This is a genomic window from Marinobacter salinus (assembly GCF_001854125.1).
Taxonomy (GTDB): Bacteria; Pseudomonadota; Gammaproteobacteria; order Pseudomonadales; family Oleiphilaceae; genus Marinobacter; species Marinobacter salinus.
Genome location: NZ_CP017715.1, coordinates 2,288,983 through 2,313,905 on the forward strand (window position 1 = coordinate 2,288,983; position 24,923 = coordinate 2,313,905).

Consider the following 24,923-nt stretch of genomic DNA (forward strand, 5'->3'; position numbering starts at 1 on the left):
TGGCAGAGAATGCCGGCGAAAGATCAGTCGATCACGCCGGCTCCAGAGGCTAAAGCGTCAGGCTTCCTTAACGAAAAGGTAGCCCTTGCTACGAACCGTCTTGATACGGCGGGGGTGAATGGGATCATCGCCAATCTTTGGTCGGATCCGCGATACCCGGACATCAATCGAGCGGTCCTGACCATCATATTCGATGCCGCGCAGAGCCGTGAAAATCTCTTCCCGGCTGAGGACCCGCCCGGCATTGCTGGCAAGCAACCAGAGCAAGTCAAACTCTGCACTGGTGAGGTCAATGCTTTCATCACTCAACCAGGCTTCCCGCATCGAACGATCCACAACCAGGTCGTTGAACTGCAATCGAACAGGCTCTTCACCATTTACTTCCTCGCCACCACTCTGTGCAGCTTCCGTAACGCGGCGGAGCATGGCACGAATTCGAGCCAGCAGAACTCTGGGCTTTACGGGCTTGCCGATGTAATCATCCGCCCCCATCTCAAGGCCAAGCACCTGATCAAGGTCATCGGTCCGAGCGGTCAGCATAATGATGGGACCGGAATAAAACGGACGCACCCGGCGACAAATTGACAAGCCGTCTTCGCCTGGCAACATCAGATCCAGAACCACCAGGTCCGGCTGCTCGTTCCGAATGCGTTCAACTGCGGAACCACCATGGGTTTCGAGGGAAACTTGCAGCCCGTTGCTTTCCAGGTATTCACGGGTCAGTTCTGCCAGCCGCTCGTCATCCTCGACAATGAGAATTCGCCAACTTTCGTTTGTCTGTTCCACGCCATCCATCTCTGGTTTTGTTATTCCGGTTTGAGGTAACTCTGCTCCTGACGATACAGGCAACCTGCTGTAACAGCAATTATACATGCTATTCAGAAATATACATGGAACCGTCTCTCTGTTACAGCCTGTGACAAACGTCGGAACTGGCCCCAAATGCTGCACGATGTCACAGACACGTCACCACTCGGTCACTTCTGTGTCATACCGGCTTCATAGGCTTGTCGGGAAATGGAAACAAAAGAGACCAAGCCATGACCGCACAAACTGTGAGAGCCCGGCGCAGCGCCCGCCGATTGAAAACCGACATCACCCGCTGCCCATCCCTGATCGAAGAAGCTCAGCGTCTGCGCTACCGGGTATTCTCAGAGGAGTATGGAAGTGATCTCGGGGCAGAAGTGCCCGGGATTGATGCAGACACCTTTGATAACGTGTGTGACCACCTGGTTGTTACCGACAGCGACAGCGGCGAACTGGTGGCGACCACACGGATCCTGCACCAGGCTGACCTGGGCTCTAATGGCACCTTCTATTCCGCGGGTGAGTTTGATCTAACGGCTTTCGGCAACGTGACCGGCGCCGTAGCCGAGCTCGGGCGGACCTGCGTTCATCCGGAATACCGGAATGGCGCGACGATCAGCCTTTTATGGTCTGCGGTAGCTGAGTATCTGGTCGAACACCAGGTGGACTACCTGATCGGTTGTGCGAGTATCAGTATGTCTGATGGCGGCCTCAAGGCATGGCGCATTGCCAACCAGCTCCAACGGGACTACCTGGCCGAAGAACAATTCCGCGTAACCCCCCGGCGGGAACTGCCGCACCTGACCCGCATCCCTGAAACTGAGCGCCCCGTGGATGTCCCTCCGCTGATCAAAGCTTACATGCGGCTCGGCGCCAGGGTTTGCGGGCAACCCTGTTGGGATCCGGAATTCCGCTGTGCAGATTTGCTGGTTCTTCTGGAAGTGAACAAGCTGGCCGCCCGTTACAGCCGCCATTTCATGGGTAAGGTAGCCTGAAGAGAACGGTTCACGGAGGCCAGTTATGGCATGGTTCAGACTGACATTCAGATTAACGGCATTTGGGCTGTTTCTGGCAGCGACAGTCATGTTGGCCGCAACGCTCCTGATTGCCGATTTTCTGACTCGCAAGCAGATTGACCGCACACCCTGGGCTCGCGCCTGCTTCCGCTGGGCTTGCCGCTGCCTTGGCCTGGACATTCACGTTCATGGCGCTCCACCAGAGCACAACGTGCTTTATGCGAGCAACCACATCAGCTGGTCAGACATTCCCATTCTCGGCAGCCTTACACCGATACGTTTCCTGTCTAAAGCCGAAGTTGGTCAGTGGCCCGTAATAGGCTGGCTGGCCCAACAGGCCGGAACCCTGTTCATAAAGCGTGGAGGAGGTCAGGCAAGACGGATCCGAAAAGACATCTCGGAAAAACTGAAAGGCGGTGAATCGGTACTTGTCTTTCCGGAAGGCACAACCAGCGCAGGCTTGACCGTACTGCCGTTCCACGGGTTGCTCCTGGGCGCAGCTGCAGATTCAGGCCTTCCGGTTCAGCCGATCACCATCAGTTACCGCAGAAACGGGTGCCCTGACCATCTGAGCCCGTTTATCAGAAACGATGAATTCCACACTCACTTGATAGCAATGCTGAAGCAGCCGCCAGCAAGGATAGACGTGCTTTTCCACCCTCCGCTGCCGGTAACGTCAGCCACCCGCACCGGAGAGCTCGCCGGGCAACTGCAGACCATTGTAACGGAGGGGCTGGCACGGATTCATGGACAGGAATTTGACCAACCGGACGTTCCTCCGATCAGAACAGCGGCCGCCCCTGAGCTACCTCATCCTCGGTAGCTTCGCGCCGGCCAACAATTTCGAGATCAAAATACAGGGTGAAGCCCGCAAGAGGATGATTCGCATCAACCCTGACCAGGTTGCCATCAATGCCCACAACCTGCACGACCTGCGCCTCGTCGCCGGTATTGGTCTGGAACTTCATGCCAACCTGCAGGTTCTCAATACCCTCAAACATTGAGCGAGGCACTTTACGAATCAGTTCCGGGTTATGCTCACCGTAGGCCAGGGCCGGAGGCACAGTGACCTCAAGACAATCGCCTACATTCCGGTCTTTCACGGCTTTTTGAATGCCCTCGATGATTTCCGGGCTGCCGTAGACAAAATGCAGCGGCTCGCTACCCTCTGAGGTATCAACGAGCTCTCCAATCTTGTTCTTCAGTACGTAATGAACGGTAAAAACGTCAGGTTTTGCTTTTGAAGCATCCATCAGGCTTTAGGGTTTCCTGTATCCGGAGGTGTATCGAGCATTTGCAGACCGTGAATCACGAGCCGTTGGTCCAGCTTCTCCCGAAGCCCCGAGGGATTGCTCAGGCCCATACGTTCGAGTAACGCACCGTAATGGCCTTCATCGTCCCGGGCCCGGACGGCCTGCCACAAAGTCGACAGTTTACCACGGCGGGTAGCTGTTGCGGCCTTAAGGGTTTTAAGGGCTTTCCCTAACTTAAGTTCCTCATCAGTGAAGTCGCGACCAAACGGGAATGCCGGAAACAGCTCACTGTCTCCGGTAACGGAGACAGTCCGGCGAATCGCTTCGGGATTATTATTGCACCAGTCCGCCGGTAATCTGAACGCGGGGTCCACTTTGCCGGCCTTTTGCGCCTGTTTGAGCAGTTCCTGCTGGAAACGGGAATCCGCAATACGGATCAGGCGCAGGTACACCTGTTCATCACACTGCCCCCGAAGGTCTGCAATGCCGTATTCGGTAATGACGATGTCGCGCAGGTGTCGGGGAATCGTACAATGGGCGTAATTAAATACAATATTTGACAGGGTCTTGCCGCCAGAAGTGTGCGTCGCCCGCATGGTCAGTATGGATCGCGCTCCCGGCAACTCATGGGCCATGGCAACAAAGTTATACTGCCCACCCACCCCACTGACTACCCGGCCATCGTCCAGCCCATCCGATACCGCAGCACCATTGAGTGTGTACATCATTGCCGAGTTGACGAACCGGCCATGCACCCGCTGCGATACTTTCAGGCGCTGGTCGCCAAACGGATGGTCGTAAAGCTGATTAATGAAATTGACGCTGGTCATGCAGATCTGGTCACGCTGCTCATCTGTGAGGTCCCGCAGAGCCTGATAGAACTGTTCAGGACCAACGTAGAAACCACCGTGCATAACAATACCGCCGGTTAACCTGTCTCCCAGAGCCAGGGTTTCAATCGCCTCTCTTGCCTCCGAACTGTCCAGGTCCCCCTCGAACGAATGCTCGCCGATCCGTAATCGACCACCTTTGAACTCGACCGCCGGCTTTAGAATTCCGAAACGCGCAAGCCAACTGACATCCCGGGCGCGAAGCGGAGAATCTATCAGTTTTTCCTTCCGCAACACATCCAGCATGTCCAGCGAGACATGTTCATCAATCACTGCTTCGTTAATCAGTGACTGGAGCTCTGCATGGTCATACACTGCCCGGCGCAGAATGCCCTCCTGCATCAGGTAAAGAAAACCATCGACCATCATCTCACTGCAACCATAGAGCCCCTTCTCGAAAGGGCCAGCCCCCCCTTCTGTTTTTACCAGCGGGAAATGCTCCTCAACCTTCAAGTGATCATAAACCGTGCGCCAGGCATCATTTTTCTGGTGACGAAGAATGGCACTGTGGACCAGCGCCGCACCCAACGAGCCGATGCCCACCTGCAGAGTGCCGCCGTCCTTTAACAAGGCGCTGGCATAAAAGCCAATCAGGTGGTCCTCGGGGCTAACCGCCATTTGCGGGGCGGAGAAAAGCGGATGATCCGTGGCCGACTGGTCAAACACCACATCAAAGCGATTTTCCTCGATTGCAGCGTGATGGCCCATGAAGGGCAGATTGCGGTTCAGCTCGGCAACGAGAGCAACCGGTGTACCCTCGGCTTCACGCTCCCGCATGAGCGGCAACAAGTCCAGGGAAAGATCGGGGTTGCAGCTGAGGCTGATCAGGCCGGGCTGGCTGACCTCATCCCCCGGAGACACCAACTGCGCAACAACATTGATCCCCTGCCCCATCAGATCGCGAACGGCGTGCGTGTAATTGCTGCTCACGTAATGGCGCTGCTGTGACGTATTGTTCAGATAGCTGCCCGCCTTAAAAAAGAACTCCGAAACCACGACGTTTTTCGGAAGGCGGTTGCCCGATACATCACGAGCGTAAGCCAGCTCAGGAATCCGACCGTAGAGCCGCTCGACAAAGGGGCCCATGAAACGCTTTTCAAGTGACGACCCTCCCTTGGGAGCCAGCAGCGACAGAGCAGTGACTATGTGAAGCTCAATCTCAGGATCATCCTTGGCCCGCTGGTATAAGGCGTTGACGAACCGGACCGGCTTTCCCAGCCCCAGCGGCAACCCAAGCCTGATGGTCTTTCCAACGCGACGAATGACCTCGTCGACACACGCGTCCGCATCATTTATCCGACGACCACTTCGTACTGCCATTACCAAGCTCCTTATTGGTCTTTCTGGCTATCAATGCGGTCGATGATCACACGACACAAGTGCACTGGCAATGCGCCATGTCATGAATCAGAGAGGTTATAACAGAGAGGAAATACGAGGACTGAAAGGGAGTCAGAAATTCCACTTCAGGTTGAGACAGGCGCCTTCGTTGAGAAGGGCAATACCGTGATCGGGCTGGGCAGGTTCGGACGCGTAATGTTTGCCACCTTTATCCGAACGGGACAGAGTCAGCGTCAGAAGACGCGAACCGATTGCACTGAAAGCGTCAGAGCTGTCGTCTTCGAAGTCTCCGGACATCCGCTCCTGCAGTTCGTAGAGATCTTCAGTCGTGATGGTTTCGCCCATGCCAGCAAACACGTGCTCGGCGGCTTCGGCGCGAACAACGAAAGCGACCATGTTGAGAGCGAGCAATACGACAAAGATGCGAATAATCATGACACTTCAAAGACCCTTTAACCGGAGCAGGATTTTACGGATACCTATGGCTAAAGTCTAATGATCAAAGCGGGAAAAGATGTGAATCCGCACACATATGCGCCGTTTTTTTGTCGCTGGATGACCAGCTTTTTGTCAAATAATAATCCCGGACGTTTCAGTTTGTAATCCGGCGGGCAGGACAACCCGCCAGCCCTCGCGACTGGCGGTGCGCCGTAAAGTCCTCAAACCTCAGGGACAGGGATAGGTGAACTCCTGATGAATCGCATCGATAGCGTCCACCACTTCAGCACTCAAAGCCAGATCCGCCGAGCCCATGTTTTCGCGCAGCTGATCCATGGTCGTTGCACCAACAATGTTGCTGGTCACAAAGCTGCGACTGTTCACGTATGCCAGCGCCATCTGGACCGGCGAGAGCTCGTGCTTGCGGGCCAACTCAACATAGGCCCTGGTGGCGTCGGCGGCGCGCTCGCTGGTATAACGGCTGAATCGCTCATACAGTGTCAAACGGCCCTTCTCTGGCCACTTGTCGCCCAGGTACTTACCCGAAAGCATGCCAAAAGCAAGTGGTGAATAGGCCAGCAGCCCGGCGTGCTCGCGATGTGCAATCTCCGCCATCCCCACCTCAAACGAGCGGTTCAGAAGGTTATAGGGGTTCTGGACACTCACCACACGAGACCAACCCATTTCGCGGGCCAGCCGCAGATACTCCATGGTTCCCCAGGGCGTCTCGTTGGACAGGCCTATATGTCGAACCTTGCCTTCTTTTACCAGTTCAGTGAGCGCAGCCAGCGTCTCCTCAATCGGCGTAAATGCCTCGTCCGGATTATGCTCATACGCAAGCTTGCCAAAAAAGTTGGCATTGCGATCCGGCCAATGCACCTGGTACAGATCGATATAGTCGGTTTGAAGCCTCTTGAGACTGTCATCACAAGCCTGGCGAATATGCGACCGTGTCAATCGGGGGCCATTGCGGAGGTAACTTAGTCCGTTGCCCGGCCCTGCCACCTTGGAGGCGATAACCAGATCGTCCCTCCGGCCACGATTAGCCAGCCAATTACCCAGATAGGTTTCAGTGAGTCCCTGGGTTTCGGCCTTCGGTGGTACCGGATACATCTCTGCGGCATCAATAAAGTTCACGCCTCGGGACGTTGCATAATCCAGTTGCTCAAAAGCTTCCTGCTCGGTGTTTTGCTCACCCCAGGTCATCGTGCCCAGGCAGATCAGACTGACATCAATGTCGGTATTTCCCAGCTTTCGCGTTTGCATATTGTCTCCGTATCAAATTTTGCACAGGTAAAGGGAATGTCACGGATGTGTCGCATAACTGTCATAACCCGTTTTCATAGTAGGGGCATGTCAAAGGAACCACAGGAAACACCGTGACCGAGACCATGCAGGCCAACCGGCGCCACCAACACATTACCATTGTTTCCGAGACTTTTCCGCCGGAAATCAATGGCGTGGCAAACACCCTGCGGCACCTATGCCAGGGGCTGATGCAGCGCGGATACCGTGTCACCGTTATACGTCCGCGCCAGCGCCATGAGAGAGAAGGTGCCGTCGCCAGCGCCGGAGATGCGCTCTTTACACAGGAACATGTCGTTACCGGCCTACCCCTGCCCGGTTACGCCGACCTGCGTTTCGGACTGGCCCGTAGCGGCAAACTCCGACAGCTTTGGAAGACGGACCGGCCGGACGCCGTTTACGTTGCGACCCAAGGCCCACTGGGCCTTGCGGCAGTTTCGGCGGCCCGCCGGATGGGACTGCCGGTCAGCTCAGGGTTCCACACCAACTTTCACCGATACAGCCGGTATTACGGTGTGAGCATCCTGGAAAAGCTCCTGTGTGCTTATGGCAGGTGGTTCCACAATCGCACGGCCATCACTCTCGTTCCTACCCGGAAAATGCAGAAGACCACCGCAGAGATGGGCATTCCCGCATCTGGCCTCTGGAGCCGCGGCGTAGACTGCAGCCGCTTTACTCCGCACAAACGGGATGAGTCGCTCAGAGAGCGGTGGGGACTAAACGCCAACGAACGCGCCGTGCTCTATGTCGGACGTCTTGCGCCTGAGAAAAACCTGCGCATGGCCGTGGCCTGCTATGAACGCATTCGGGGCCTGCACCCGCAGACCAGATTCATCCTGGTCGGCGATGGCCCTCTGCGTAAACACCTGGCCGAGCGGCATCCGGACTACATCTTCTGCGGCACCCAGCGAGGAGAAGACCTTGCCCGCCATTATGCCTCCGGTGATCTGTTCCTGTTTCCCAGCAAGACGGACACCTTCGGCAACGTTGTCCTTGAGGCCATGGCAAGTGGCCTGGCCGTCGTCGCCTTTAACGACGCGGCGGCCAGTGAACATATACGCCATGAGGAAAATGGCATGAAAGCGGCCATGGAGTCTGACGAAGGGTTTGTGGACAACGCTCTCCGACTGGCTGACCAGCCCACACTTCTGAACCGCATTCGCGCCCAGGCGCGACTGGATGCCCTGGACCTGAGTTGGCACTCACAAATCGAACAATTCGAGCAACTGGTTTTCAACCAACCTGCAAAGGCCGGATACCATGCCATCAACAAGCAAAGCATCTCGCTTCTTTGAACTGGTAGACCAACGTGAATTCGCGTTCTGCCAGTCTGTTAACCGAGCAGCAAGGTTTCGCCCCGTGCTTGGTTATTTTCAGCTGGTGAGCCGACTCGGCGATGGCTGGTTCTGGTATGCGCTGATCCTTACCATCCCCTTTATTTACCCGTCACAGGGCCCCGCGCTGGCCTTGTTGATGACACTAACCGGCCTGGCCTGCACTCTGACCTACAAAGCCCTGAAGCGCCGGCTCATCCGGGAGCGACCGTTCATTTCGTTTCCCTCAATCAACTGTGGTATTCCGCCACTGGACCGTTATAGCTTTCCCTCGGGACACACCCTGCACGCGGCCTGTTTCCAGATCATGCTGTTTATCTCCATGCCCGGCCTTGCACTGCTGATCCTGCCATTTACGCTTAGCGTCGCCGCCTCCCGTGTTGTGCTCGGCCTCCACTACCCGACGGACGTCGCGGCTGGTGCATTAATAGGCGGACTGATGGGTTTCCTTTCAACCCTGTACCTGTTCAGTGGTTTTAAGGACCTGTTCCCCATTTAGACCTCAGTCAAAAAGACGCAGCTGAGTGACGGGCGCATCGTCATTTCGGAAGCGCACCCCCATGCCCAGCAGACGCACTGGCCGGTCTTTCTCCCCGACCAACTCCTTGAACAGCGGCAGATAATCCTCCAGACCCGGCTCTTTGATCTGTTCCCGGACACGCTCCAGGGTGTGGGTCGAGAAATCACTGTAACGGATCTTGATAAACAGTTTGTGGATCGGTTTCTGGCGAGCCTTTCTGGATAACCGGAGATTGAGGTCAGCCACAAGCGAGGCCATAACCGTTTCACAGGCAGAGCGGTCAGGCAGGTCCTGGGAGAAGGTGCGCTCGACGCTGACCGACTTGGCAATCCGGGTGACCACAACCGGACGCTCGTCCCGGCCGTGGGCCATCTCATGGAGCCGATATCCCTGTTTACCGAAACGGTCCGTCAACACTTCCGGTCCGACGGCCTGCAGGTCCCCACAGGTATCCACTCCCATCTGGTGCAACCTGGACGCAGTCACCTGTCCTACCCCGAACAGTTTTTCCACCGGCAAGCCACGGATAAAACCACTCACATCTTCCGGCCGGATAACGAATAGGCCGTCCGGTTTTTCCCAGTCGCTGGCAATCTTTGCAAGGAACTTGTTGGGAGCAACACCCGCTGAAATTGTGATACCGACCTCCCGCTTGACCCGCTCGCGCAGGTAACGGGCCATGAGCGTCGCACTGCCCTTGTGATCGGTGATATCAGAAACGTCCAGAAAGGCCTCATCCAGGGATAACGGCTCCACGAGATCCGTCAGCTCCCGCAATATGGTCATAACCTGTTGCGACGCGGTCCGGTAACGAGCCATGTCCGTCGGCACCGTTACCAGCCCCGGGCAAAGCCTGCGCGCCTCACTCCCCGGCATGGCCGATCGCACACCGAATGCCCGCGCCTTGTAGTTGCAGGTGGTGACCACTCCGCGACCACCGGCACCGCCTACTGCCAGAGGCACATCCCGCAAGGTGGGATCGTCACGCATTTCAACCGCCGCATAGAAGCAGTCACAATCCACATGGATTATCTTGCGCTGGGGCATAGTCGAAGGGCTCACGTTAACTTTCTGTACATTTATACAGCCTTGTATCTTAAGCTAACATGCAGAGAATGTCAGGAACTCCAATGACAACGACCGGAAACCATCGCGAGGCCCTATGAGCAACCCTATTCCCGAATCCGACCGCAACGAAATCGAAGCAGCAGCCTTTCGCCGTCTCGTGCAACATCTGCGGGACAACAATGATGTTCAGAACATTGACTTGATGAATCTGGCGGGTTTCTGCCGCAACTGTCTGTCCAAGTGGTATCGCGCGGAAGCCGAACAACGAGGTTTTGAGATCTCGGACCCGGATGCCCGGGAGGAGATCTATGGTATGCCCTACGAAGAGTGGAAATCCCTTCACCAGACAGGCCCCAAGCAGGACCATAAATAATGAACGCGAACGAGGCGGTTCGGATTCACCTGGCAGCACTTGGGGCGGGGCATGGGGATTTCGACGACACCCTGGCACTTGTTGAGCGCCACTTTGAATACCAGCCCACCGCTTTCCAGAACGGACCGCTCCGCAATGAAGCCGGCGAAAACGCAGGCTCCTGCAAGGTCTTTGCCCTCGGTCGCTATTGCAATTTGCCAGAGGCTGATACGCTCAGGCTCTTTGCCCAGCATTATGCCCAGGTTATGGATGACCCGGCCGGTGACAGCCATGGCAATATTCGTCAGTTTATCAGTACCGGCTGGTCTGGCATCAAATTTGAAGATGAGCCGCTGCGGCCGCGCTCAACGCCCAACACCATGGAAGAGAACCATTCATGACCGATACCGCCACCTCCGGGGTAAAACAGGGGTTTCAGTTGAAAAGCGCCAGCGTCTCAATGACGGCGCTGGAACTCTACTACTTTGAAAATGAGGAATTCGAAGAGACTCTCAGGGACAAGATCAGCCAGGCACCGGGTTTTTTCAAGGATATTCCTATCATCATCAGCCTGGAGAAATACGAAGGTCTCGACAGCGAACTGGATTTCTTCAAAATTATAGGTACCTGCCGCCGCCACAATATCCATGTGGTGGGTGTTCGTGGCGGCAACGATGACCAACGCAGGTTGGCAAGGGGCGCGGCGCTGGCCCTTCTTCCAGGCAACCGTCAGCGCGAACCTGAGCCCGATGTTGAAGCAGCGCCCCCTCAGAATACATCTGCCGCAGAACAGCCTGCAGCCACAGGCACCAAGGAGCCGGCACCGGCAAAGGTTATCAATCAACCAGTCCGCTCTGGCCAGCAGATTCACGCGCCGGATGGAGACCTCATTATCCTGGCACCGGTACAAGCCGGTGCTGAAGTACTGGCAGCTGGCAATATTCATGTATACGGGCCGTTGCGTGGTCGGGCCCTTGCGGGTATCCATGGCGCGGAATCCGCCCGAATCTTTTGCCAGTCTCTTGAAGCAGAGCTTGTGTCCATCGCCGGACACTATAAAATCTCCGAAGATCTTCAGGACAATGGCTGGAAAAGCGCTGTGCAGATCCAGCTCAGGGATGACCTGCTGGTGGTGACACCACTGGACAAGGCCTGATGTTCAGCCTGAACACAAAAAATTGACCGGACAATTCGGCAGACACGACGAATCCACCGCGAAACAGGAATGTAACCTTGGCTAGAATTATTGTCGTTACCTCAGGAAAAGGCGGCGTTGGCAAAACCACCACCAGCGCCTCAATCAGCACGGGCCTTGCCAAGCGCGGGCACAAAACCGTTGTGATCGATTTTGACGTAGGTCTGCGTAACCTGGACCTGATCATGAACTGTGAACGACGGGTGGTCTATGACTTCGTTAACGTCATCCAGGGTGAGGCGTCTCTTAACCAGGCGCTCATCCGCGACAAGCGGGTTGATACCCTGTACATACTCCCCGCTTCTCAGACCCGCGAGAAAGAAGCACTCACCAAAGAAGGCGTCGAAAAGGTCATCAATGAGCTTTCCGAAACCTTCGACTATATTGTCTGTGACTCGCCCGCGGGTATCGAGCACGGAGCACTAATGGCTCTGTATTACGCGGACGAAGCCATTGTTGTCACCAACCCGGAAGTATCTTCCGTGCGGGACTCCGACCGGATTCTGGGCATTTTGCAGAGTAAATCCCGCAGGGCGGAAATGGGACAGGACCCGGTCAGGGAGCATCTGCTGCTGACCCGTTACAACCCTGGTCGGGTCGAGAAAGGTGAAATGCTCTCGGTCAGTGACGTTGAAGAAATCCTCGCAATCCCCCTGCTGGGCGTCATTCCCGAAAGTCAGGTGGTACTGAACGCCTCCAACCAGGGCCTTCCGGTCATTCTGGAGGAAGACAGTGATGCCGGCCAGGCCTATGACGACGCGGTCGCACGACTGCTGGGCGAAGACCGGGAACACCGGTTCATGACCGCTCAGAAGAAAGGATTTTTCTCACGGATGTTCAAGGGAGGCTGACGGATGAGTTTCCTAGACTACTTCAAGGGCAAGAAAACCAACACCGCAAGCGTTGCCAAGGAACGATTGCAGATCATCGTGGCCCACGAACGCGGTCAGCGCGAGCAACCCGACTACCTGCCGCAACTCCAGCAGGAGCTGCTGGAAGTGATTCGCAAATACGTTCAGATCAGCGACGACATGGTGCAGGTGGAGGTCGACCGCAACGAGAGTTGCTCGGTCCTCGAGCTGAACGTCACCCTCCCGGAGCGCTGACAAGGGAGCGGGTGGCAGCCAGGCATGACCTACCAGCGAGCGAAATGATCTTCCATCAATCCCCGTAGGCCCTCTACGGGGATTTTTTTGCCCGCCTCGTCCGTAACGTGTCCACGGAAGGTGCCGACAAACTGACGGAAATTGGACGCGAGCACCAATACATTCAGCTTTTCCTTTCGCACGCCAGCGGGTACGAACTGAAGATCGACCCGCCCATCCTCCGTGCTTACGTGCCAATCCCCGCCCGGGCGGTACCGATCAAACACGAAGCGGGCTGCGCCCAGCCTGATACACTGCCCCTCCAGCCACAGCGCGTTTTCCGTCATCCCGGTTTCGTTCACGCCCGCTGCCAGGTTCAGTCCCAGCGAGCGCCCGTCAGCGAGTTTGCCGGCCAGGCAGGCCCAGTTCCAGGCTGTCTCTCGGCGCATAAAACCGCATGTCCAGTCGATCGTGCCACGGGTATTCTCGTCACAGCGCCAGATCCGGTGATTCCAGCGGACTTCCCCCTCAACCGACATTCCGGCCGATTTCCGGGTAAATACCCAACCATTATAACCCGCAGGGCAGACCAGCCTTAGAGGATCATTATCCCCTTTCAGTTCCAGGTCTACCCTTATGCCTCCCGGTGCAGAAACGGTGATATTACGGCCACCAACCCCGGCAGTGATTCGCAGTGAAACCTCACCCTTGTCGAACGATGCCGTGCCGTGCTCAGGCCTGGGCTCAATCTCGGTACCAAAAGCGAATGGCCGGAGATAAGATTCCTCCAGCATCGTGCCGGTTTCAAAATCGTACAGATAGAAAAAACCGTTTCCGACCAGGTTCAGATCCACAAGCGCCATGCCGAATACCCAGCCCGGCCCCATAGCGCTCACGAACTGGAACTGGTTAAAACGCCACCGGCGCGCAAGGCGTGAGCGTGGCCGGTCCATCACCGTTCTCAGGTCATAGTCCAGGTAATTAATCTCCTCTACAGGCTCCTCAATAACGCCAGCGGAGATTTTCCCGTTTTCGTCGATCAGCTTTTTTATTGTCATAGGTTCGTCAGTTCAGGCGAATTAACAGGTCCGGTCACCCGAGGAGTTACCTGGTTCACAATCCCTTGCTTCCGCAGCCATGCTGGTCACAGCCTCATGCTAGACTCCGGCCACCATCGTCAAGGAAGTGTACCTTATGAGAAAGACCGGAGCCCACCGCTTTACGGGCTGGGCCCCAGCCATCAGCGCCGCGATATGCGCCCTGTTGGTCACCGCCCTCGCAGCGGCCAATGCACGGGCAGAATTACCCGCGGAGGATGCCGAAGGCTGGAGCCTGCACAAGGAAGAAGAAAATATCCGCGTTTACACAATCGACCAGGACCAATCCAGTTTCAAGGCATTCAAAGCAGTAGCGCTGCTGGATGTACCCATCGGAAACCTGATGGCGGTGATGGTCAACCCCCGGTCCTGTGTTGAGTGGGTGTACAACTGCACCGAGTCCTATGCCTTTGGCAAGGGCAGCTTTCACGACCGTTACGCCTATTCCGTGAATGATATGCCCTGGCCGGTGACTGACCGGGATTACGTGCTCCGAATCCGGACCTATGGCGACGAAACGTCCGGCGAAATCATTATGGATCTGAATGCGACGCCTAACCAGCGGGCCGAGAATGATAACCGTGTCCGGGTAGACCGTTCAGACACACTTTACCGTTTTATCCCCGAGGGCGATCAAACCCGTATGATCTGGGTTCAGCATACCGACCCCAATGGCGCGCTGCCCGGCTGGCTGGTTAATTCGTTACTGGTGGACATTCCAGTCCGTTCGCTTCAGGCACTTGAGAAGGTTGCTGCAACAGAACCTTATCAGGGGTTCAGACTTGTGTACGATGCGGATGGCCACCTTATCGATGTGCGCCTTTCAGACGGCTGAGGGGATGACGTGTCCCGGAGGACGCGTTAAGCTTTAGCAAAAGGAACCCCAGAGACAGGCCCAGCCAAATGACGGTTCTCGCATTCGAGATCATGACTCCAAGTATCAAGGCAGTACCTCAGTCCTGGACCATGGACAGGCTCGCCCGATTTCTCACAGACAACGAAATTACCGGCAGCCCGGTTACCGATGAGAACGGCGATATCGTCGGGATTGCGACACTCAAAGACATCACCGAATTCCGCTGGAACGCCAACAGGTCCGAACCCGACGCCCTGCTCACCCCGGAAGAAGAGCAGGAAGCCCGCCGCCTGCGAATGGTGATCTTCGAAGAAATGGGCAAGGTCCCGGTGGAAGTCCGGGACATTATGACGCCCAGCGTTTTATCGGTTGACGAACAGACCCCTGTGCGCGACATTGCCAATATCATGATGCGCGAGCACCTGCACCGGATCTTCGTCACGAAAGGCTCAAAAATTACCGGTATCATAACAACTTACGATATGCTGAAACTGATTTCGGAAAAGGAACTCACGCAACGCTGCGCCCTAAACGACTGAGCCACCAGAGAGGTAGCGCCCCCTATGCCCAGAGCACCGCAAGCTCGCAAAAAGATGTATGTCCTCGACACCAACGTCCTGATCCACGACCCCAACGCCCTCCTGAACTTTGAAGAACACGATGTCATCATCCCGATGACGGTCCTCGAAGAACTCGATAGCCTGAAATCCGGCAAACAGGCGGTGGCAGCGGATTGTCGCCAGGCCATCCGCAACATCGACAAGCTGCTGGGTGATGCAACTCCCAAGGACATCGAAAAAGGCGTTCCCATCGTTCGGGGAAATAAAGCAGCCCCCCTGGGCAAGCTGCTTATCTTGATGAGCACGGAGCATTTGAACTCCCACTCACTGCCCGAACATCTGAACGACAACAAGATCATCAATACCCTGGCGGCCCTCCAGAACAAGCACAAAGCCCGGGACATCATCCTGGTGAGCAAGGACATCAACATGCGCCTCAAGGCGCGCGGCTTCGGGGTTGAAGCACAGGACTACCATAACGATCAGCTGATTGATGACATCGACCTGTTGCCCAAGGGTTATCGGGAATTTCCAAACTCCTTCTGGGACACCATTGAAAAAGTCGAAACCGTACAACGGGAAGGTATTACCGAACACATCCTCAAGCGCGAGGGTGAGCTGGCGAGGCTCAACATCAACGAGTTTGTCATTGATCAACAAGGTTTTGTCGGAAAGGTTTCAGATCTCTCGGACACCCAGATTGTGATCCGGGACCTGCATCAGCACGATCTGATGAACGAGGAAGTGTGGGGGCTCGTGCCGCGGGATATCTATCAGGCCCTGGCCCTCAACCTGTTGCTGGATCCCGACGTCCACCTGGTTAACCTGACGGGTTCCGCAGGGTCCGGTAAAACCATTCTGGCCCTCGCCGCCTGTATCGAGATGACTGTCGCCAGCAAGCTGTACAAGCGCATCATCGCGACTCGCTCCACCCAGGGACTGGACGAGGATATCGGCTTCCTGCCCGGGACCGAAGCCGAGAAGATGGAGCCGTGGCTGGGCGCTATTGTCGACAACCTCGAAGCGCTCCACGAGGACGATGAGAACATGACCGCCAGCGTTGACTACATCCTCAGCAAGGTCCCGTTGCACTTCAAGTCCATGAACTATATCCGCGGGCGCAGTTTCCAGCACAGCCTGATCATCATTGACGAGTCCCAGAACCTGACCCCGCATCAGATCAAGACCATCATTACCCGAGCCGGTAATGGCTCCAAGGTAATCTGTCTGGGCAACCTGGCCCAGATCGACACACCGTACCTGAGCGCCTTGAGTTCCGGCCTGACCTACATGACCGAACGCTTCAAGAGCTTTCGGCATGGCGCGCACATCCACTTGCAGGGCGTGCCACGTTCGGTTCTGGCGGAATTCGCTGAAGCCAACCTCTGATGCCGACACAAAAAACCGGGGTGAGAACCCCGGTTTTTTGTGTCGGCCTGTCAGTTACACGCGATAACGACCCACCTGTTCCGACATCTCTGCCGCCAGGGTTTTCAGTCGCTGGGTAGCAATCCCCGCCCGACGTGTTCCCTGGGAGGTCTGTTCAGTTATGGCAACGATTTCGTGAACATTCTCGTTGATGGTTTCGGAGACGCTGGTCTGCTCTTCGGCGGCACTGGCGATCTGGGTGTTCATCTCATTAATAGTTCCCACAGCCTTATTGATCCGCTGCAGAGCATCGCTCACCTGACGTGTCTCCACAACAGTGGCCTCACTGCGTTCATTGATCGCACCAATCAGCTTTACCGCGTTGCCGGCACCCGCCTGTAACCTCTCAATCGTGTCCTGAATTTCCTGGGTACTCTTTTGCGTCCGGCTCGCCAGGGTACGAACTTCATCCGCGACCACCGCGAAACCCCGGCCCGCCTCACCAGCCCTGGCCGCCTCGATGGCTGCATTCAGGGCCAGCAGGTTCGTCTGATCGGCAATTTCCCTGATAACTTCCAGAACGTTGTCGATCTTGCGGGAATCCGCCCCAAGCTTCTCAATAACCTTAACGCCCTCTTCCACCTGTTCGGAAAGGCCGCCAATCACTTCGATGGATTGATGCACCATACCCTGGGCGTCGCATACCTGGACATTGGCGTGGTCTGCGGCATCAGAGGCTTCGCTGGCATTGTTGGCGACTTCCTGGGCCGCGGCCGTCATCTCATTCATGGCAGTCGCCACCTGGTCGCTCTCGGACTTCTGACGCTCCACGCCTTGCTCTGCCTCGCCCATTATCTGGTTCAGCTCTTCAGAGGCTTCATTGAGCGTGCGTGTGGAGGAAAGAACCCGTTCCACCAACCCGTGCACCTGATCGGCAAAACTGTTAAACGCGGTAGCCAGTTGGCTAAGCTCGTCCTTGCCGTCCATTTCCAGCCGACGTGTCAGGTCGCCATCGCCGCTCGCAATGTCGTTCATGGCAGTCACTGCCGATTTCAGCGGCCGGATAATGCTGCGCACGACGATCAGAGCCAGAAATACGATGATCGCCAATGCAATCAGCGAGGTCGTGACTGAGCCGATCACCGCGTCGGAAAGCGCCTCCCCTACTTTGCTATCCATAGCATTAACCTGGTTTTCCAGACCATCTACCCAGAACCCTGTACCGATCATGACGTTCCATTTCGGCAGCATTTCGGCGTAACCAAGCTTAGGCGCTACTTTACCGGTGTCGCTATTCTGCCACCCATAGGAAACGTAGCCACCGCCGCTGCGTGCCGCTTTTACAAGTTCGCGAATCAGATAAGTGCCATTGGGATCCTGAAAATCCCAGAGGTTCTTGCCTTCCAGGGAAGGCTTTACACCATGCATGACATTCACGCCGTTGGTGTCATAGGCGAACATGTAACCGGCATTGTCAGAATCGTTAAAGCGCAGCTGGCGCAGAATTTCCCAGGCCTGCTCACGAATATCAGGGTTATCAGCTGATCCCGGCTGACTGTAAAGGTGGGCAATTGAGGTACGAGCCAGCTCCAGATAGTTTTTTAGCTCCTGACGCTTACTCTCCTCCATATCGGAGGAAAAGCTGGCCACCGCGCCATCACCAATTTCTCGGGCCTGATTCAGGTTATAGGTGGTCAGGAACGCAGTGAGCACAATCACCGGCACCAGCGCCAGCAACAGCACTCGAGTCTGTATCGTCAGATTTTTCATGGCAGGAATGTCTTCTGTCTGTTCCAGGGAACGGCCGGATACTCCGGCCCTTGGCAAAGGAGCGCGATGCTACAGAAGACCGAGGAAAAATATCATCGAGGGTACTGCGTATTTTGTATACAGAGTGTAACTGTCCAGGTTACTGCCCGGATGGCAATCGAACCGTGACGATAGCTCCCTGCCCGCCCTTCCGATCGTTAATGGAGATACTGCCGCCCATCCCCAATATCAGCGTCCGGGCAATCGCCAGACCGAGTCCGGCTCCTCCGCTCTCCCGGCTGCGGGACGCTTCCACCCGGAAGAAGGGCTCAAAGACCTTTTCACGAAGCTCGCCGGGAATGCCCGGCCCGTGATCGGCAATGGTAATCGACACCCAGCCAGACTCGGTCGACAGAGAGACATCTGCCTGCTCTCCATATTTAACGGCATTCTCAATAAGGTTCCGAATAGCCCTGCGCACAGCTTCGGGGCGGCCGACCAGAACGCAACGGGGAAGTTCGTTGCAGCTAACCGGCATGCCAATTTCGGCGAGATCGTCACAAAGGCTTTCCAGCAGAGCGCTGAGATCGTAACGTCGACCGGATTCCGAGGCGCTGCCACGAATAAATTCCAGGGTATCTTCCGCCAGGCTTTGCATCTCCGCCAGATTCTCCAATAAGCGGTTTCGGTCCTCCCCCTCCGGCAGCATTTCAACCCGCAACCGCATCGCGGTCACCGGTGTTCGCAGATCATGAGCCAGTGCAGCCAGCAGGCGCGCTTTTTCGTCCTGGGAACGACCCACCTGAACCTGCATATGGTTAAAGGCACGGATAACATCCCGGATATCGTCCGGGCCCTGTTCGGGCAACTGCCTCGGGTTACCCCGGGAGAATGCCTGGGCGGCCTCCCTCAACCGGCGAACCGGTGCAAGGATATAGCGAATGGCAAACAACACCGCCGAAACCAGAAGGATTGCCGTTATTCCTGCGCCCATCAGCGCCGCCTTTAGCCAGAGCCAGGACGGTTGCGGCGGGCTCGCAACCGCATTCAGCCATTCGCCATCGGCCAGTTCGAGAGAGAGTTCAAGCACTGGGGGACAATCCATTTTCCGCATGCGCTTGCGCCAGTCCTCGTGATACTCATCGATCAGGTCCCCGCCTCGGTAATGATGCTCGTCATGCTCATGGTCATCGTCCTCACCTCTTTCACAGCGGTCATCATCCACCAGAATCCTCGTATGGAGGGCTTCGCTCCCCGGAACTAGGTTGGCCAGCGGTCCCTCAGACAGTAACCACTCAGAAAAAGGCGTCGAAACATCGGTGGGAAGCGCCGGGACACTGTCACTCGAAAGTGTCAGCATGGGATCCTCAAGTGCCACCAGCGCGCGCTCCCGGTCCTCAGGCGCCATGACATCCACCAGTGAATACGCATTGCCAACCCGATTCAACAGAGTGTTGAGCCCTGCGGTCTGCAGCGCCCCCTGGCGTTCATTCACCATGATCCAGAAAGTAATACCCTGGGCCGCGAGCATCATGACGATGACCAGCACTACCAGTTGACTAGCCGCGCGGCGGGGCAGCAATCCCATGTCAGCCAGCCTCCACGGATGCGGTCCACTGATAACCTCCACCCCAGACCGTCTTGATCAACTCGGGGTTACGCGGATCTTTTTCCAGCTTGCGGCGAAGTCGACTCACCCGATTGTCAATACTTCGCTCGAATGGCGAAGCCTCACGACCTTCCGCGAGATCCAGCAGGCGATCGCGGGAGAGAACCCGGCCGGCATGGTTCAGGAACACCAGAAGAAGGTTGAATTCTGCGGTGCTGAGGGCCACCTCGACGCCGTCCGGATCGGTCAGGCGTCGGCGGTCAACATCGAGGTGCCAGCCATTAAACGCCAGTTGCTGACCAGACACTTCGCCCCTTCTGGGCGGAAGTGCCTCCACCCGCCGAAGAACAGACTTGATTCTCGCCAATACCTCTCGCGGGTTAAACGGTTTGGTGACATAGTCATCGGCCCCCATTTCCAGCCCGATAATCTTGTCCGTGTCTTCACCCATGGCAGTCAAAAGAATCACCGGTAGTGATGTGTGCTCTCTCAGGAACCGGCAAAGCACCAGTCCATCGTCCCCTGGCATCATAATGTCCAGCAAGACAAGACTGATGCGGTGGTTTCGGAGCTGATTTTTCATGGCTGCGCCATCGCCAGCCAACACCACCCTAAAACCGTGATCGCTCAGGTACCGACCCAAAAGGTCTCGAATCTCCCGGTGATCATCAACCACCAGGATCTGCGGGTTCTGATCCTCGTTCATCATTCTCTTTGGCACGTCCGACTTGTTGGAAAAGTATAAGGCCCGAAAGAGACAGTATGGGAGCCGAATGTGTCGCAGCCTGTCGCCACACTCTTGCCTGCGACAATTTGCGACAAAATTACCCGCAGCCCGACAAACTTTAGCGACAAGGCCAAGGTTAACTGTATCCCTTGAACGGGCGCCGACTGCCAACCCTATGGACCGTTGAAGGCCCGCCATCATGACATATCCGGTAAAGGAGAATATTGACCGTGACCCTATCCAGCGCCATTAAGCGCCACCCATTTGCCGCCATCTCGGTGGCGGCAGTGATCAGCCTGGCACCCATCTATACGCTGGCAGGCAATGATTATGATGACCGAAACCGTCACGACTGGGCCCACAGCAATATGGGAAAAAGCTATTCCATGGAGGAGATCCGTACCCTTGCGCGAGCCAATGCCCTGAAACGCTATGGCCCTGGTGCAACCGCTACAATCATCGCCAATAAGGATAGCGACAGCTACAAGATCCAACTCAAAGATAGCCGGCACAATGTCGTTCAGGAAACCGAGGTGAATGTTCTCGGTCAGTTACAGCAACCATCAGACGCTAAATAACGGAGGCAAGCCAATGACATGGCTGGATTCTGAAAATCACTACGGTCTGGTTTCGCGTGTTATCCACTGGCTGATGGCCGCAGTACTGGTTTTTATGTTGCTCAGTGAGTGGTGGATGGAGGCACTGGAACATATCGCCGGTCTGTCCGGAATGGCCATCCATCAGGGCACAGGCCTGGCACTGGCTGCGCTTCTCGGTGTACGACTGGTGTGGCGACTGATTAACCGTGGCCGTGTACAGCCGACACAGAGCTGGAAGCTGGCCGCACGGATTGGTCACCTCGCCCTCTATGGCCTGATGCTGATCATTCCGCTGACCGGCTTTCTGGCCGCATGGGGCAGCGGCCATGGCGTTGATTTCTTCGGACTGCACCTTATTTCTCCGGGGCCCGAAATGGAATGGCTCGAAGACGGTGGCGAGGAGGCTCACGAATTCACCACCACTCTTTTCTGGTTCGTGATTGCCGGCCATGTTGCTGCGGCACTCTTTCATCAACACGTGAAAGGTGACGGCACCCTGCGGAAAATGGCTTGAACGGGGCTCAGTCCTTGAACTCAGCCTTGTCCAGTCCGTGCTTCTTCATTTTGTCGTACAGGGTCTTTCGGGCGATGCCCAGCTGTACCATAGTGTCTTTGATGCTGCCGTGACTGGCATTGAGTGCGCTGATGATTGCCGAGCGCTCAAACCCATCCATCATCTCGGACAAGGTTTGCCGGCCAGCGACGTTCGTCGGGCCGGCAGACTCACCTTCATCCAGTGACCCCGGGCCCAGCAACACATAGCGTTCTGCCAGGTTTCTCAGCTCCCGAACGTTACCTGGCCAGGAGTGCTGCATCAACCGCGCCGCCTGGCAGGCATCCACGGGAATGCTCTCACGGTCATATCGGGCAGCGGCAATCAGCACAAAATGGTGAAACAGCAGGGGAATGTCCTCCTTCCGCGCCCTGAGTGGCGGAATATCGACCTTGACCACGTTCAGGCGGTAGTAGAGATCCGAACGGAATGCCCCTTCATCGCTGAGCGCCTTCAGGTCAGCCTTGGTGGCAGCAATAATCCGCACATCCACGTCCTGAACCTGATTGCTGCCCAACCGCTCAACTTTCTGCTCTTCCAGCACACGGAGCAGCTTTACCTGCAACGGCATGGGCATGCTCTCAACTTCGTCCAGAAACAGGGTGCCCTTGTGAGCGTGTTCAATCTTTCCGATCCGGCGTTTCTCAGCGCCGGTGAAAGCGCCAGCCTCATGACCAAAGAGCTCACTTTCAATCAGGTTTTCCGGAACAGCTCCGCAGTTAATCGCTACAAAATTATGGGCACTCCTCTGGCTGTTTTCATGAATATACCGAGCCAATGCATCTTTACCAGAGCCGGTTTCGCCGTGCAGAAGTATATTGGCAGAAATATCGAGTATCGGATCAATGGTCGCCATCACTTTCTGCATGATGGGTGAATCACCCAGCATTCGCGGACCTGGGCGGGCCAACTGACGCAGTTGGGCTTTCAGCCGGCGATTTTCGAGAGCGAGGTGCCGCTTCTCCAGGGCATGGCGCAGAAGCTCAATCAACTCGTCGTGATCAAAGGGCTTTTCGATGAAGTCATAGGCCCCCTGCTGCATGGCGGTCACTGCGGTACTGATGTCCCCCTGTCCGGTAAGGATGATGACGGGAATGGCATCATCCATCGAGCTCACCCTGTCCAGCATCTCCAGGCCGTCCATGCCTGGCATGTTGTAGTCACATAAAACCACACCCTCGTACTCCGGAGAAATCAGATCCAGGGCGGACTGCGCACCCTCAAAACAGGCCACAGACAGCTCTTCCAGAGTCAGGCTTTGGGCAATTGCCTTGCGAATATGCGGGTCATCATCCACGAAAATTACTGAGGGTTCTGTCATTCCGTTGCCTCTCGCTTTTTCACGGTTAGTACAAACTCGGCACCTGCGCCGTCTTTCCGGTTATGGCCGGTCAGCCGTCCGCCAAGGGCATCTACAATCTGGCGTGAGATAGACAAACCCAGCCCAAGCCCCTGCTTGATGGATTTTGTGGTAAAAAAGGGCTCAAAAATCTGTTCGGTGTTGCCGGGAAGCCCCGAACCATTATCTTTAACAATACACCGCCAGCAATCGTCATCTTCCTCAATATCAATCGTTATTTGGGGCTGGGCCTGTTCCTCGACCGCCTGAACGGCGTTAGCCATCAGATTGACCAGGACCTGCTCAATGCGAATCAGGTCACCGTGGCACCAAACCGGCTTCTCCGGCCGATGCCAACGGATATTGATGCCGGCACTGTTTTCCTGGGCAACAATAATTTTGAGAGCGGCATCGACGGACAGCCGCAAATCGACGATGGCGGGCGGCCCTTCAGACTTGCGCGCAAATACTTTGAACTGACGGGTCAACTCCGCCATCTTGTCGCACAGGGTAATGATCTCGACGAGGTTATCATCCACCATCGTCTCAGCGCCTTTCTGAAGGAATTTCCGACTGTTGCGGGCATAGGTCTGAATCGCCGTCAAAGGCTGATTCATTTCGTGATTCAGCCCGGCGGACATTTGGCCAAGCACGGCCAGCTTGGCCGCCTGAATCAGTTCCTGCTGGGTTTCCCGCAGTTCGTTCTGGGTGCGCTCACGCTCGTTTATTTCCTCAAGCAACTGTTCATTGGAGCGCTCGAGATCAGCGGTGCGCTCCGCAACACTGATCTCGAGCTGTTCGCCACGCAGGGCAAGCTCCGCTTCCCGCCGATAGCGTTCCCGGACGTATAGCCAGGTCAGGAACCCTCCGGAGAAAACAGCTAGCCCCCCAAGCAAAAAGCCCATCCGGGTCCACAGAACAGGGCCCGTGCTCACCATTACCTGAAGGGTCCAGTCCAGTTTGGGTAGTGCCGTTCGAACACTGAGATACTCTCCGCGCTCTTTGCTTTCAAGAATGCGAATCTTGCCGGACTGCTCTGAGAGTCCCAAAGGCCGATTCAGGTATTCGATATCAATAGGGGCGAGCTCACGGTCCGGGTAGCGCTGGCGGGACGCCTGTGTCGGCATTGCTCCATTTTCAGGTTTAAAGTCCCGGTAGAGCCAGCGGGGGGTGCTGGCCAAAAAGCTTATTCCCGCATGATCGAGCACCACCATTTCCGCCTCACTGAGAGAGGCTGGACGATGCCACTGGGATTCCAGCTCATCCACAAGAACCTTCACGGCGACAACACCAAGTACTGTGCCTTGCGGACCACGAATAGGATGGGAGAAATACAGGCCACGCACTCCGGACATAAGACCAAGAGCAAAATAGATGGCCGAATCACCGGATTCAACGGCATCGGAAAAATAGGGGCGAAACGAATAGTTGCTGCCAACGAAACTGTCTGCCTGCAGGTAATTGTTGGCGGCAATGGTCAAGCCGTCTATGTCCATAAGATAGACATCGGAGCTGCCAACGATAGTTGCCATGCGCTGCATTTCTTCATTGGCCTGGAGAATAAGCTCTGAATCATCAGGGCGTTTCAGGGCTTCCTCGAGCAGGGGATGCTCAGCCATCAGCTCGGGAATAGGCAAATAACGGTTTAACTCATTGGCAACGAGTTGCCGATAGCGAAAGGATTCTTCGAGGCTCTCCTGCTCCACCTGGCGATAGCCAACCCAGCCACCGAATATCCAGGAGATCACCAACGTCGCAACAAGAAGTGAAACTGCGCCAATCCGGTACCGCATAAAAACCGGCTCCTGTAAAAGCGGCTAGATTAGCGCCCGGAGTCGGGCAGGACAACCACAACGAGTGTG

The 24,923-nt window shown here is 56.1% G+C and carries 26 protein-coding genes; 14 read left to right on the plus strand and 12 right to left on the minus strand.

Going from position 1 to position 24,923, the window contains the following annotated elements; all coding sequences use genetic code 11:
• Window positions 1-57: 57 nt before the first annotated feature.
• A complete protein-coding gene (locus BKP64_RS10470) occupies window positions 58-795 on the minus strand; it encodes a response regulator (RefSeq protein WP_070969495.1) in 738 nt (245 codons plus the stop codon).
• A 245-nt stretch (window positions 796-1,040) separates the two neighbouring features.
• On the opposite strand from BKP64_RS10470, the gene BKP64_RS10475 reads away from it, so the two are divergent.
• Window positions 1,041-1,802 (plus strand): GNAT family N-acetyltransferase, encoded by a 762-nt coding sequence (locus BKP64_RS10475; RefSeq protein WP_070969498.1) that lies wholly within the window; start codon window positions 1,041-1,043, stop codon window positions 1,800-1,802.
• Between the two features lie 25 nt (window positions 1,803-1,827).
• A complete protein-coding gene (locus BKP64_RS10480; RefSeq protein ID WP_070969501.1) occupies window positions 1,828-2,646 on the plus strand; it encodes a lysophospholipid acyltransferase family protein in 819 nt (272 codons plus the stop codon).
• Here BKP64_RS10480 and BKP64_RS10485 read toward each other — a convergent pair.
• From BKP64_RS10485 to BKP64_RS10500, 4 genes are all read right to left on the minus strand, one after another.
• Window positions 2,606-3,076: an FKBP-type peptidyl-prolyl cis-trans isomerase gene (locus tag BKP64_RS10485; protein ID WP_070969504.1), complete on the minus strand. Its 471-nt coding sequence runs from the start codon at window positions 3,074-3,076 to the stop codon at window positions 2,606-2,608. The genes BKP64_RS10480 and BKP64_RS10485 overlap by 41 nt on opposite strands.
• Entirely contained in the window at window positions 3,076-5,286 is a 2,211-nt protein-coding gene (locus tag BKP64_RS10490) for an acetyl-CoA hydrolase/transferase C-terminal domain-containing protein (RefSeq protein WP_070969507.1), read from the minus strand. The genes BKP64_RS10485 and BKP64_RS10490 overlap by 1 nt, the downstream gene beginning before the upstream one ends.
• Before the next feature lie 132 nt (window positions 5,287-5,418).
• The gene (locus BKP64_RS10495; RefSeq protein ID WP_070969511.1) at window positions 5,419-5,742 is read right to left on the minus strand and encodes an eIF2A family protein; all 324 of its coding nucleotides are present in this window, start codon (window positions 5,740-5,742) and stop codon (window positions 5,419-5,421) included.
• A gap of 231 nt (window positions 5,743-5,973) precedes the next feature.
• Window positions 5,974-7,011, minus strand: coding sequence for an NADP(H)-dependent aldo-keto reductase (locus BKP64_RS10500; RefSeq protein WP_070969513.1), 1,038 nt, complete (start codon window positions 7,009-7,011; stop codon window positions 5,974-5,976).
• Between the two features lie 125 nt (window positions 7,012-7,136).
• On the opposite strand from BKP64_RS10500, the gene BKP64_RS10505 reads away from it, so the two are divergent.
• Both BKP64_RS10505 and BKP64_RS10510 read left to right on the plus strand, forming a co-directional pair.
• Window positions 7,137-8,345 carry a glycosyltransferase family 4 protein gene (locus BKP64_RS10505; protein WP_070973648.1) on the plus strand — a complete coding sequence of 403 codons (1,209 nt, stop codon included), beginning with the start codon at window positions 7,137-7,139 and terminating at the stop codon, window positions 8,343-8,345.
• Window positions 8,311-8,883 (plus strand): phosphatase PAP2 family protein, encoded by a 573-nt coding sequence (locus BKP64_RS10510; RefSeq protein ID WP_070969516.1) that lies wholly within the window; start codon window positions 8,311-8,313, stop codon window positions 8,881-8,883. Before BKP64_RS10505 ends, BKP64_RS10510 begins: the two co-directional genes overlap by 35 nt.
• 3 nt (window positions 8,884-8,886) lie before the next feature.
• Here BKP64_RS10510 and dinB read toward each other — a convergent pair whose 3' ends face one another.
• Window positions 8,887-9,951, minus strand: a complete 1,065-nt coding sequence (gene dinB, locus BKP64_RS10515) for a DNA polymerase IV (RefSeq protein ID WP_070969519.1) — start codon at window positions 9,949-9,951, stop codon at window positions 8,887-8,889.
• A 115-nt stretch (window positions 9,952-10,066) separates the two neighbouring features.
• Here dinB and BKP64_RS10520 point away from each other — a divergent pair, with 115 nt between their 5' ends.
• From BKP64_RS10520 to minE, 5 genes are all read left to right on the plus strand, one after another.
• Window positions 10,067-10,345 (plus strand): DUF1244 domain-containing protein, encoded by a 279-nt coding sequence (locus tag BKP64_RS10520; protein ID WP_070969523.1) that lies wholly within the window; start codon window positions 10,067-10,069, stop codon window positions 10,343-10,345.
• Window positions 10,345-10,725 carry a HopJ type III effector protein gene (locus BKP64_RS10525; protein WP_070969526.1) on the plus strand — a complete coding sequence of 127 codons (381 nt, stop codon included), beginning with the start codon at window positions 10,345-10,347 and terminating at the stop codon, window positions 10,723-10,725. The genes BKP64_RS10520 and BKP64_RS10525 overlap by 1 nt, the downstream gene beginning before the upstream one ends.
• On the plus strand, window positions 10,722-11,480 hold the full coding sequence (gene minC, locus BKP64_RS10530; RefSeq protein ID WP_070969528.1) for a septum site-determining protein MinC: 759 nt from the start codon (window positions 10,722-10,724) through the stop codon (window positions 11,478-11,480). The genes BKP64_RS10525 and minC overlap by 4 nt, the downstream gene beginning before the upstream one ends.
• 77 nt (window positions 11,481-11,557) lie before the next feature.
• Window positions 11,558-12,370 carry a septum site-determining protein MinD gene (gene minD, locus BKP64_RS10535; RefSeq protein WP_070969531.1) on the plus strand — a complete coding sequence of 271 codons (813 nt, stop codon included), beginning with the start codon at window positions 11,558-11,560 and terminating at the stop codon, window positions 12,368-12,370.
• 3 nt (window positions 12,371-12,373) lie between these two features.
• Complete coding sequence (gene minE, locus BKP64_RS10540; RefSeq protein ID WP_070969534.1) at window positions 12,374-12,625, plus strand: cell division topological specificity factor MinE; 252 nt, start codon at window positions 12,374-12,376, stop codon at window positions 12,623-12,625.
• A gap of 29 nt (window positions 12,626-12,654) precedes the next feature.
• Here the strand turns inward: minE and BKP64_RS10545 are convergent, their stop codons facing one another.
• A complete protein-coding gene (locus BKP64_RS10545; RefSeq protein WP_070969536.1) occupies window positions 12,655-13,662 on the minus strand; it encodes a DUF2804 domain-containing protein in 1,008 nt (335 codons plus the stop codon).
• A 136-nt stretch (window positions 13,663-13,798) separates the two neighbouring features.
• Between BKP64_RS10545 and BKP64_RS10550 the strand changes: the two genes are divergently transcribed.
• From BKP64_RS10550 to BKP64_RS10560, 3 genes are all read left to right on the plus strand, one after another.
• The gene (locus tag BKP64_RS10550) at window positions 13,799-14,536 is read left to right on the plus strand and encodes an START domain-containing protein (RefSeq protein WP_070969539.1); all 738 of its coding nucleotides are present in this window, start codon (window positions 13,799-13,801) and stop codon (window positions 14,534-14,536) included.
• 68 nt (window positions 14,537-14,604) lie between these two features.
• Window positions 14,605-15,096: a CBS domain-containing protein gene (locus BKP64_RS10555; protein ID WP_070969540.1), complete on the plus strand. Its 492-nt coding sequence runs from the start codon at window positions 14,605-14,607 to the stop codon at window positions 15,094-15,096.
• 24 nt (window positions 15,097-15,120) lie between these two features.
• Window positions 15,121-16,506 carry a PhoH family protein gene (locus tag BKP64_RS10560; protein WP_070969543.1) on the plus strand — a complete coding sequence of 462 codons (1,386 nt, stop codon included), beginning with the start codon at window positions 15,121-15,123 and terminating at the stop codon, window positions 16,504-16,506.
• A gap of 54 nt (window positions 16,507-16,560) precedes the next feature.
• Here the strand turns inward: BKP64_RS10560 and BKP64_RS10565 are convergent, their stop codons facing one another.
• The 3 genes from BKP64_RS10565 to BKP64_RS10575 all read right to left on the minus strand — a co-directional run bounded on the left by BKP64_RS10565 (window position 16,561) and on the right by BKP64_RS10575 (window position 20,549).
• The gene (locus BKP64_RS10565; protein WP_070969546.1) at window positions 16,561-18,255 is read right to left on the minus strand and encodes a methyl-accepting chemotaxis protein; all 1,695 of its coding nucleotides are present in this window, start codon (window positions 18,253-18,255) and stop codon (window positions 16,561-16,563) included.
• A gap of 139 nt (window positions 18,256-18,394) precedes the next feature.
• Window positions 18,395-19,822, minus strand: coding sequence for a sensor histidine kinase (locus BKP64_RS10570; protein ID WP_070969548.1), 1,428 nt, complete (start codon window positions 19,820-19,822; stop codon window positions 18,395-18,397).
• Window position 19,823: 1 nt separating this feature from the next.
• On the minus strand, window positions 19,824-20,549 hold the full coding sequence (locus tag BKP64_RS10575) for a response regulator (RefSeq protein ID WP_070969551.1): 726 nt from the start codon (window positions 20,547-20,549) through the stop codon (window positions 19,824-19,826).
• A gap of 251 nt (window positions 20,550-20,800) precedes the next feature.
• Between BKP64_RS10575 and BKP64_RS10580 the strand changes: the two genes are divergently transcribed.
• Both BKP64_RS10580 and BKP64_RS10585 read left to right on the plus strand, forming a co-directional pair.
• Window positions 20,801-21,148 (plus strand): hypothetical protein, encoded by a 348-nt coding sequence (locus BKP64_RS10580; protein ID WP_070969553.1) that lies wholly within the window; start codon window positions 20,801-20,803, stop codon window positions 21,146-21,148.
• Between the two features lie 13 nt (window positions 21,149-21,161).
• Window positions 21,162-21,683 (plus strand): cytochrome b, encoded by a 522-nt coding sequence (locus BKP64_RS10585; protein ID WP_070969556.1) that lies wholly within the window; start codon window positions 21,162-21,164, stop codon window positions 21,681-21,683.
• A gap of 7 nt (window positions 21,684-21,690) precedes the next feature.
• Here the strand turns inward: BKP64_RS10585 and BKP64_RS10590 are convergent, their stop codons facing one another.
• Both BKP64_RS10590 and BKP64_RS10595 read right to left on the minus strand, forming a co-directional pair.
• Window positions 21,691-23,043: a sigma-54-dependent transcriptional regulator gene (locus tag BKP64_RS10590; RefSeq protein ID WP_070969559.1), complete on the minus strand. Its 1,353-nt coding sequence runs from the start codon at window positions 23,041-23,043 to the stop codon at window positions 21,691-21,693.
• A complete protein-coding gene (locus tag BKP64_RS10595) occupies window positions 23,040-24,854 on the minus strand; it encodes a sensor histidine kinase (protein WP_070969562.1) in 1,815 nt (604 codons plus the stop codon). Before BKP64_RS10595 ends, BKP64_RS10590 begins: the two co-directional genes overlap by 4 nt.
• Window positions 24,855-24,923: the final 69 nt, after the last annotated feature.

Excerpts from the sequence above, each read along its gene's own strand:
- BKP64_RS10470 (WP_070969495.1), bottom strand. The coding sequence starts at position 795 with ATGGATGGCGTGGAACAGACAAACGAAAGTTGGCGAATTCTCATTGTC.
- BKP64_RS10475 (WP_070969498.1), top strand. The coding sequence starts at position 1,041 with ATGACCGCACAAACTGTGAGAGCCCGGCGCAGCGCCCGCCGATTGAAA.
- BKP64_RS10480 (WP_070969501.1), top strand. The coding sequence starts at position 1,828 with ATGGCATGGTTCAGACTGACATTCAGATTAACGGCATTTGGGCTGTTT.
- BKP64_RS10485 (WP_070969504.1), bottom strand. The coding sequence starts at position 3,076 with ATGGATGCTTCAAAAGCAAAACCTGACGTTTTTACCGTTCATTACGTA.
- BKP64_RS10490 (WP_070969507.1), bottom strand. The coding sequence starts at position 5,286 with ATGGCAGTACGAAGTGGTCGTCGGATAAATGATGCGGACGCGTGTGTC.
- BKP64_RS10495 (WP_070969511.1), bottom strand. The coding sequence starts at position 5,742 with ATGATTATTCGCATCTTTGTCGTATTGCTCGCTCTCAACATGGTCGCT.
- BKP64_RS10500 (WP_070969513.1), bottom strand. The coding sequence starts at position 7,011 with ATGCAAACGCGAAAGCTGGGAAATACCGACATTGATGTCAGTCTGATC.
- BKP64_RS10505 (WP_070973648.1), top strand. The coding sequence starts at position 7,137 with ATGCAGGCCAACCGGCGCCACCAACACATTACCATTGTTTCCGAGACT.
- BKP64_RS10510 (WP_070969516.1), top strand. The coding sequence starts at position 8,311 with ATGCCATCAACAAGCAAAGCATCTCGCTTCTTTGAACTGGTAGACCAA.
- dinB (WP_070969519.1), bottom strand. The coding sequence starts at position 9,951 with ATGCCCCAGCGCAAGATAATCCATGTGGATTGTGACTGCTTCTATGCG.
- BKP64_RS10520 (WP_070969523.1), top strand. The coding sequence starts at position 10,067 with ATGAGCAACCCTATTCCCGAATCCGACCGCAACGAAATCGAAGCAGCA.
- BKP64_RS10525 (WP_070969526.1), top strand. The coding sequence starts at position 10,345 with ATGAACGCGAACGAGGCGGTTCGGATTCACCTGGCAGCACTTGGGGCG.
- minC (WP_070969528.1), top strand. The coding sequence starts at position 10,722 with ATGACCGATACCGCCACCTCCGGGGTAAAACAGGGGTTTCAGTTGAAA.
- minE (WP_070969534.1), top strand. The coding sequence starts at position 12,374 with ATGAGTTTCCTAGACTACTTCAAGGGCAAGAAAACCAACACCGCAAGC.
- BKP64_RS10545 (WP_070969536.1), bottom strand. The coding sequence starts at position 13,662 with ATGACAATAAAAAAGCTGATCGACGAAAACGGGAAAATCTCCGCTGGC.
- BKP64_RS10550 (WP_070969539.1), top strand. The coding sequence starts at position 13,799 with ATGAGAAAGACCGGAGCCCACCGCTTTACGGGCTGGGCCCCAGCCATC.
- BKP64_RS10555 (WP_070969540.1), top strand. The coding sequence starts at position 14,605 with ATGACGGTTCTCGCATTCGAGATCATGACTCCAAGTATCAAGGCAGTA.
- BKP64_RS10560 (WP_070969543.1), top strand. The coding sequence starts at position 15,121 with ATGCCCAGAGCACCGCAAGCTCGCAAAAAGATGTATGTCCTCGACACC.
- BKP64_RS10565 (WP_070969546.1), bottom strand. The coding sequence starts at position 18,255 with ATGAAAAATCTGACGATACAGACTCGAGTGCTGTTGCTGGCGCTGGTG.
- BKP64_RS10570 (WP_070969548.1), bottom strand. The coding sequence starts at position 19,822 with ATGGGATTGCTGCCCCGCCGCGCGGCTAGTCAACTGGTAGTGCTGGTC.
- BKP64_RS10575 (WP_070969551.1), bottom strand. The coding sequence starts at position 20,549 with ATGAACGAGGATCAGAACCCGCAGATCCTGGTGGTTGATGATCACCGG.
- BKP64_RS10585 (WP_070969556.1), top strand. The coding sequence starts at position 21,162 with ATGACATGGCTGGATTCTGAAAATCACTACGGTCTGGTTTCGCGTGTT.
- BKP64_RS10590 (WP_070969559.1), bottom strand. The coding sequence starts at position 23,043 with ATGACAGAACCCTCAGTAATTTTCGTGGATGATGACCCGCATATTCGC.
- BKP64_RS10595 (WP_070969562.1), bottom strand. The coding sequence starts at position 24,854 with ATGCGGTACCGGATTGGCGCAGTTTCACTTCTTGTTGCGACGTTGGTG.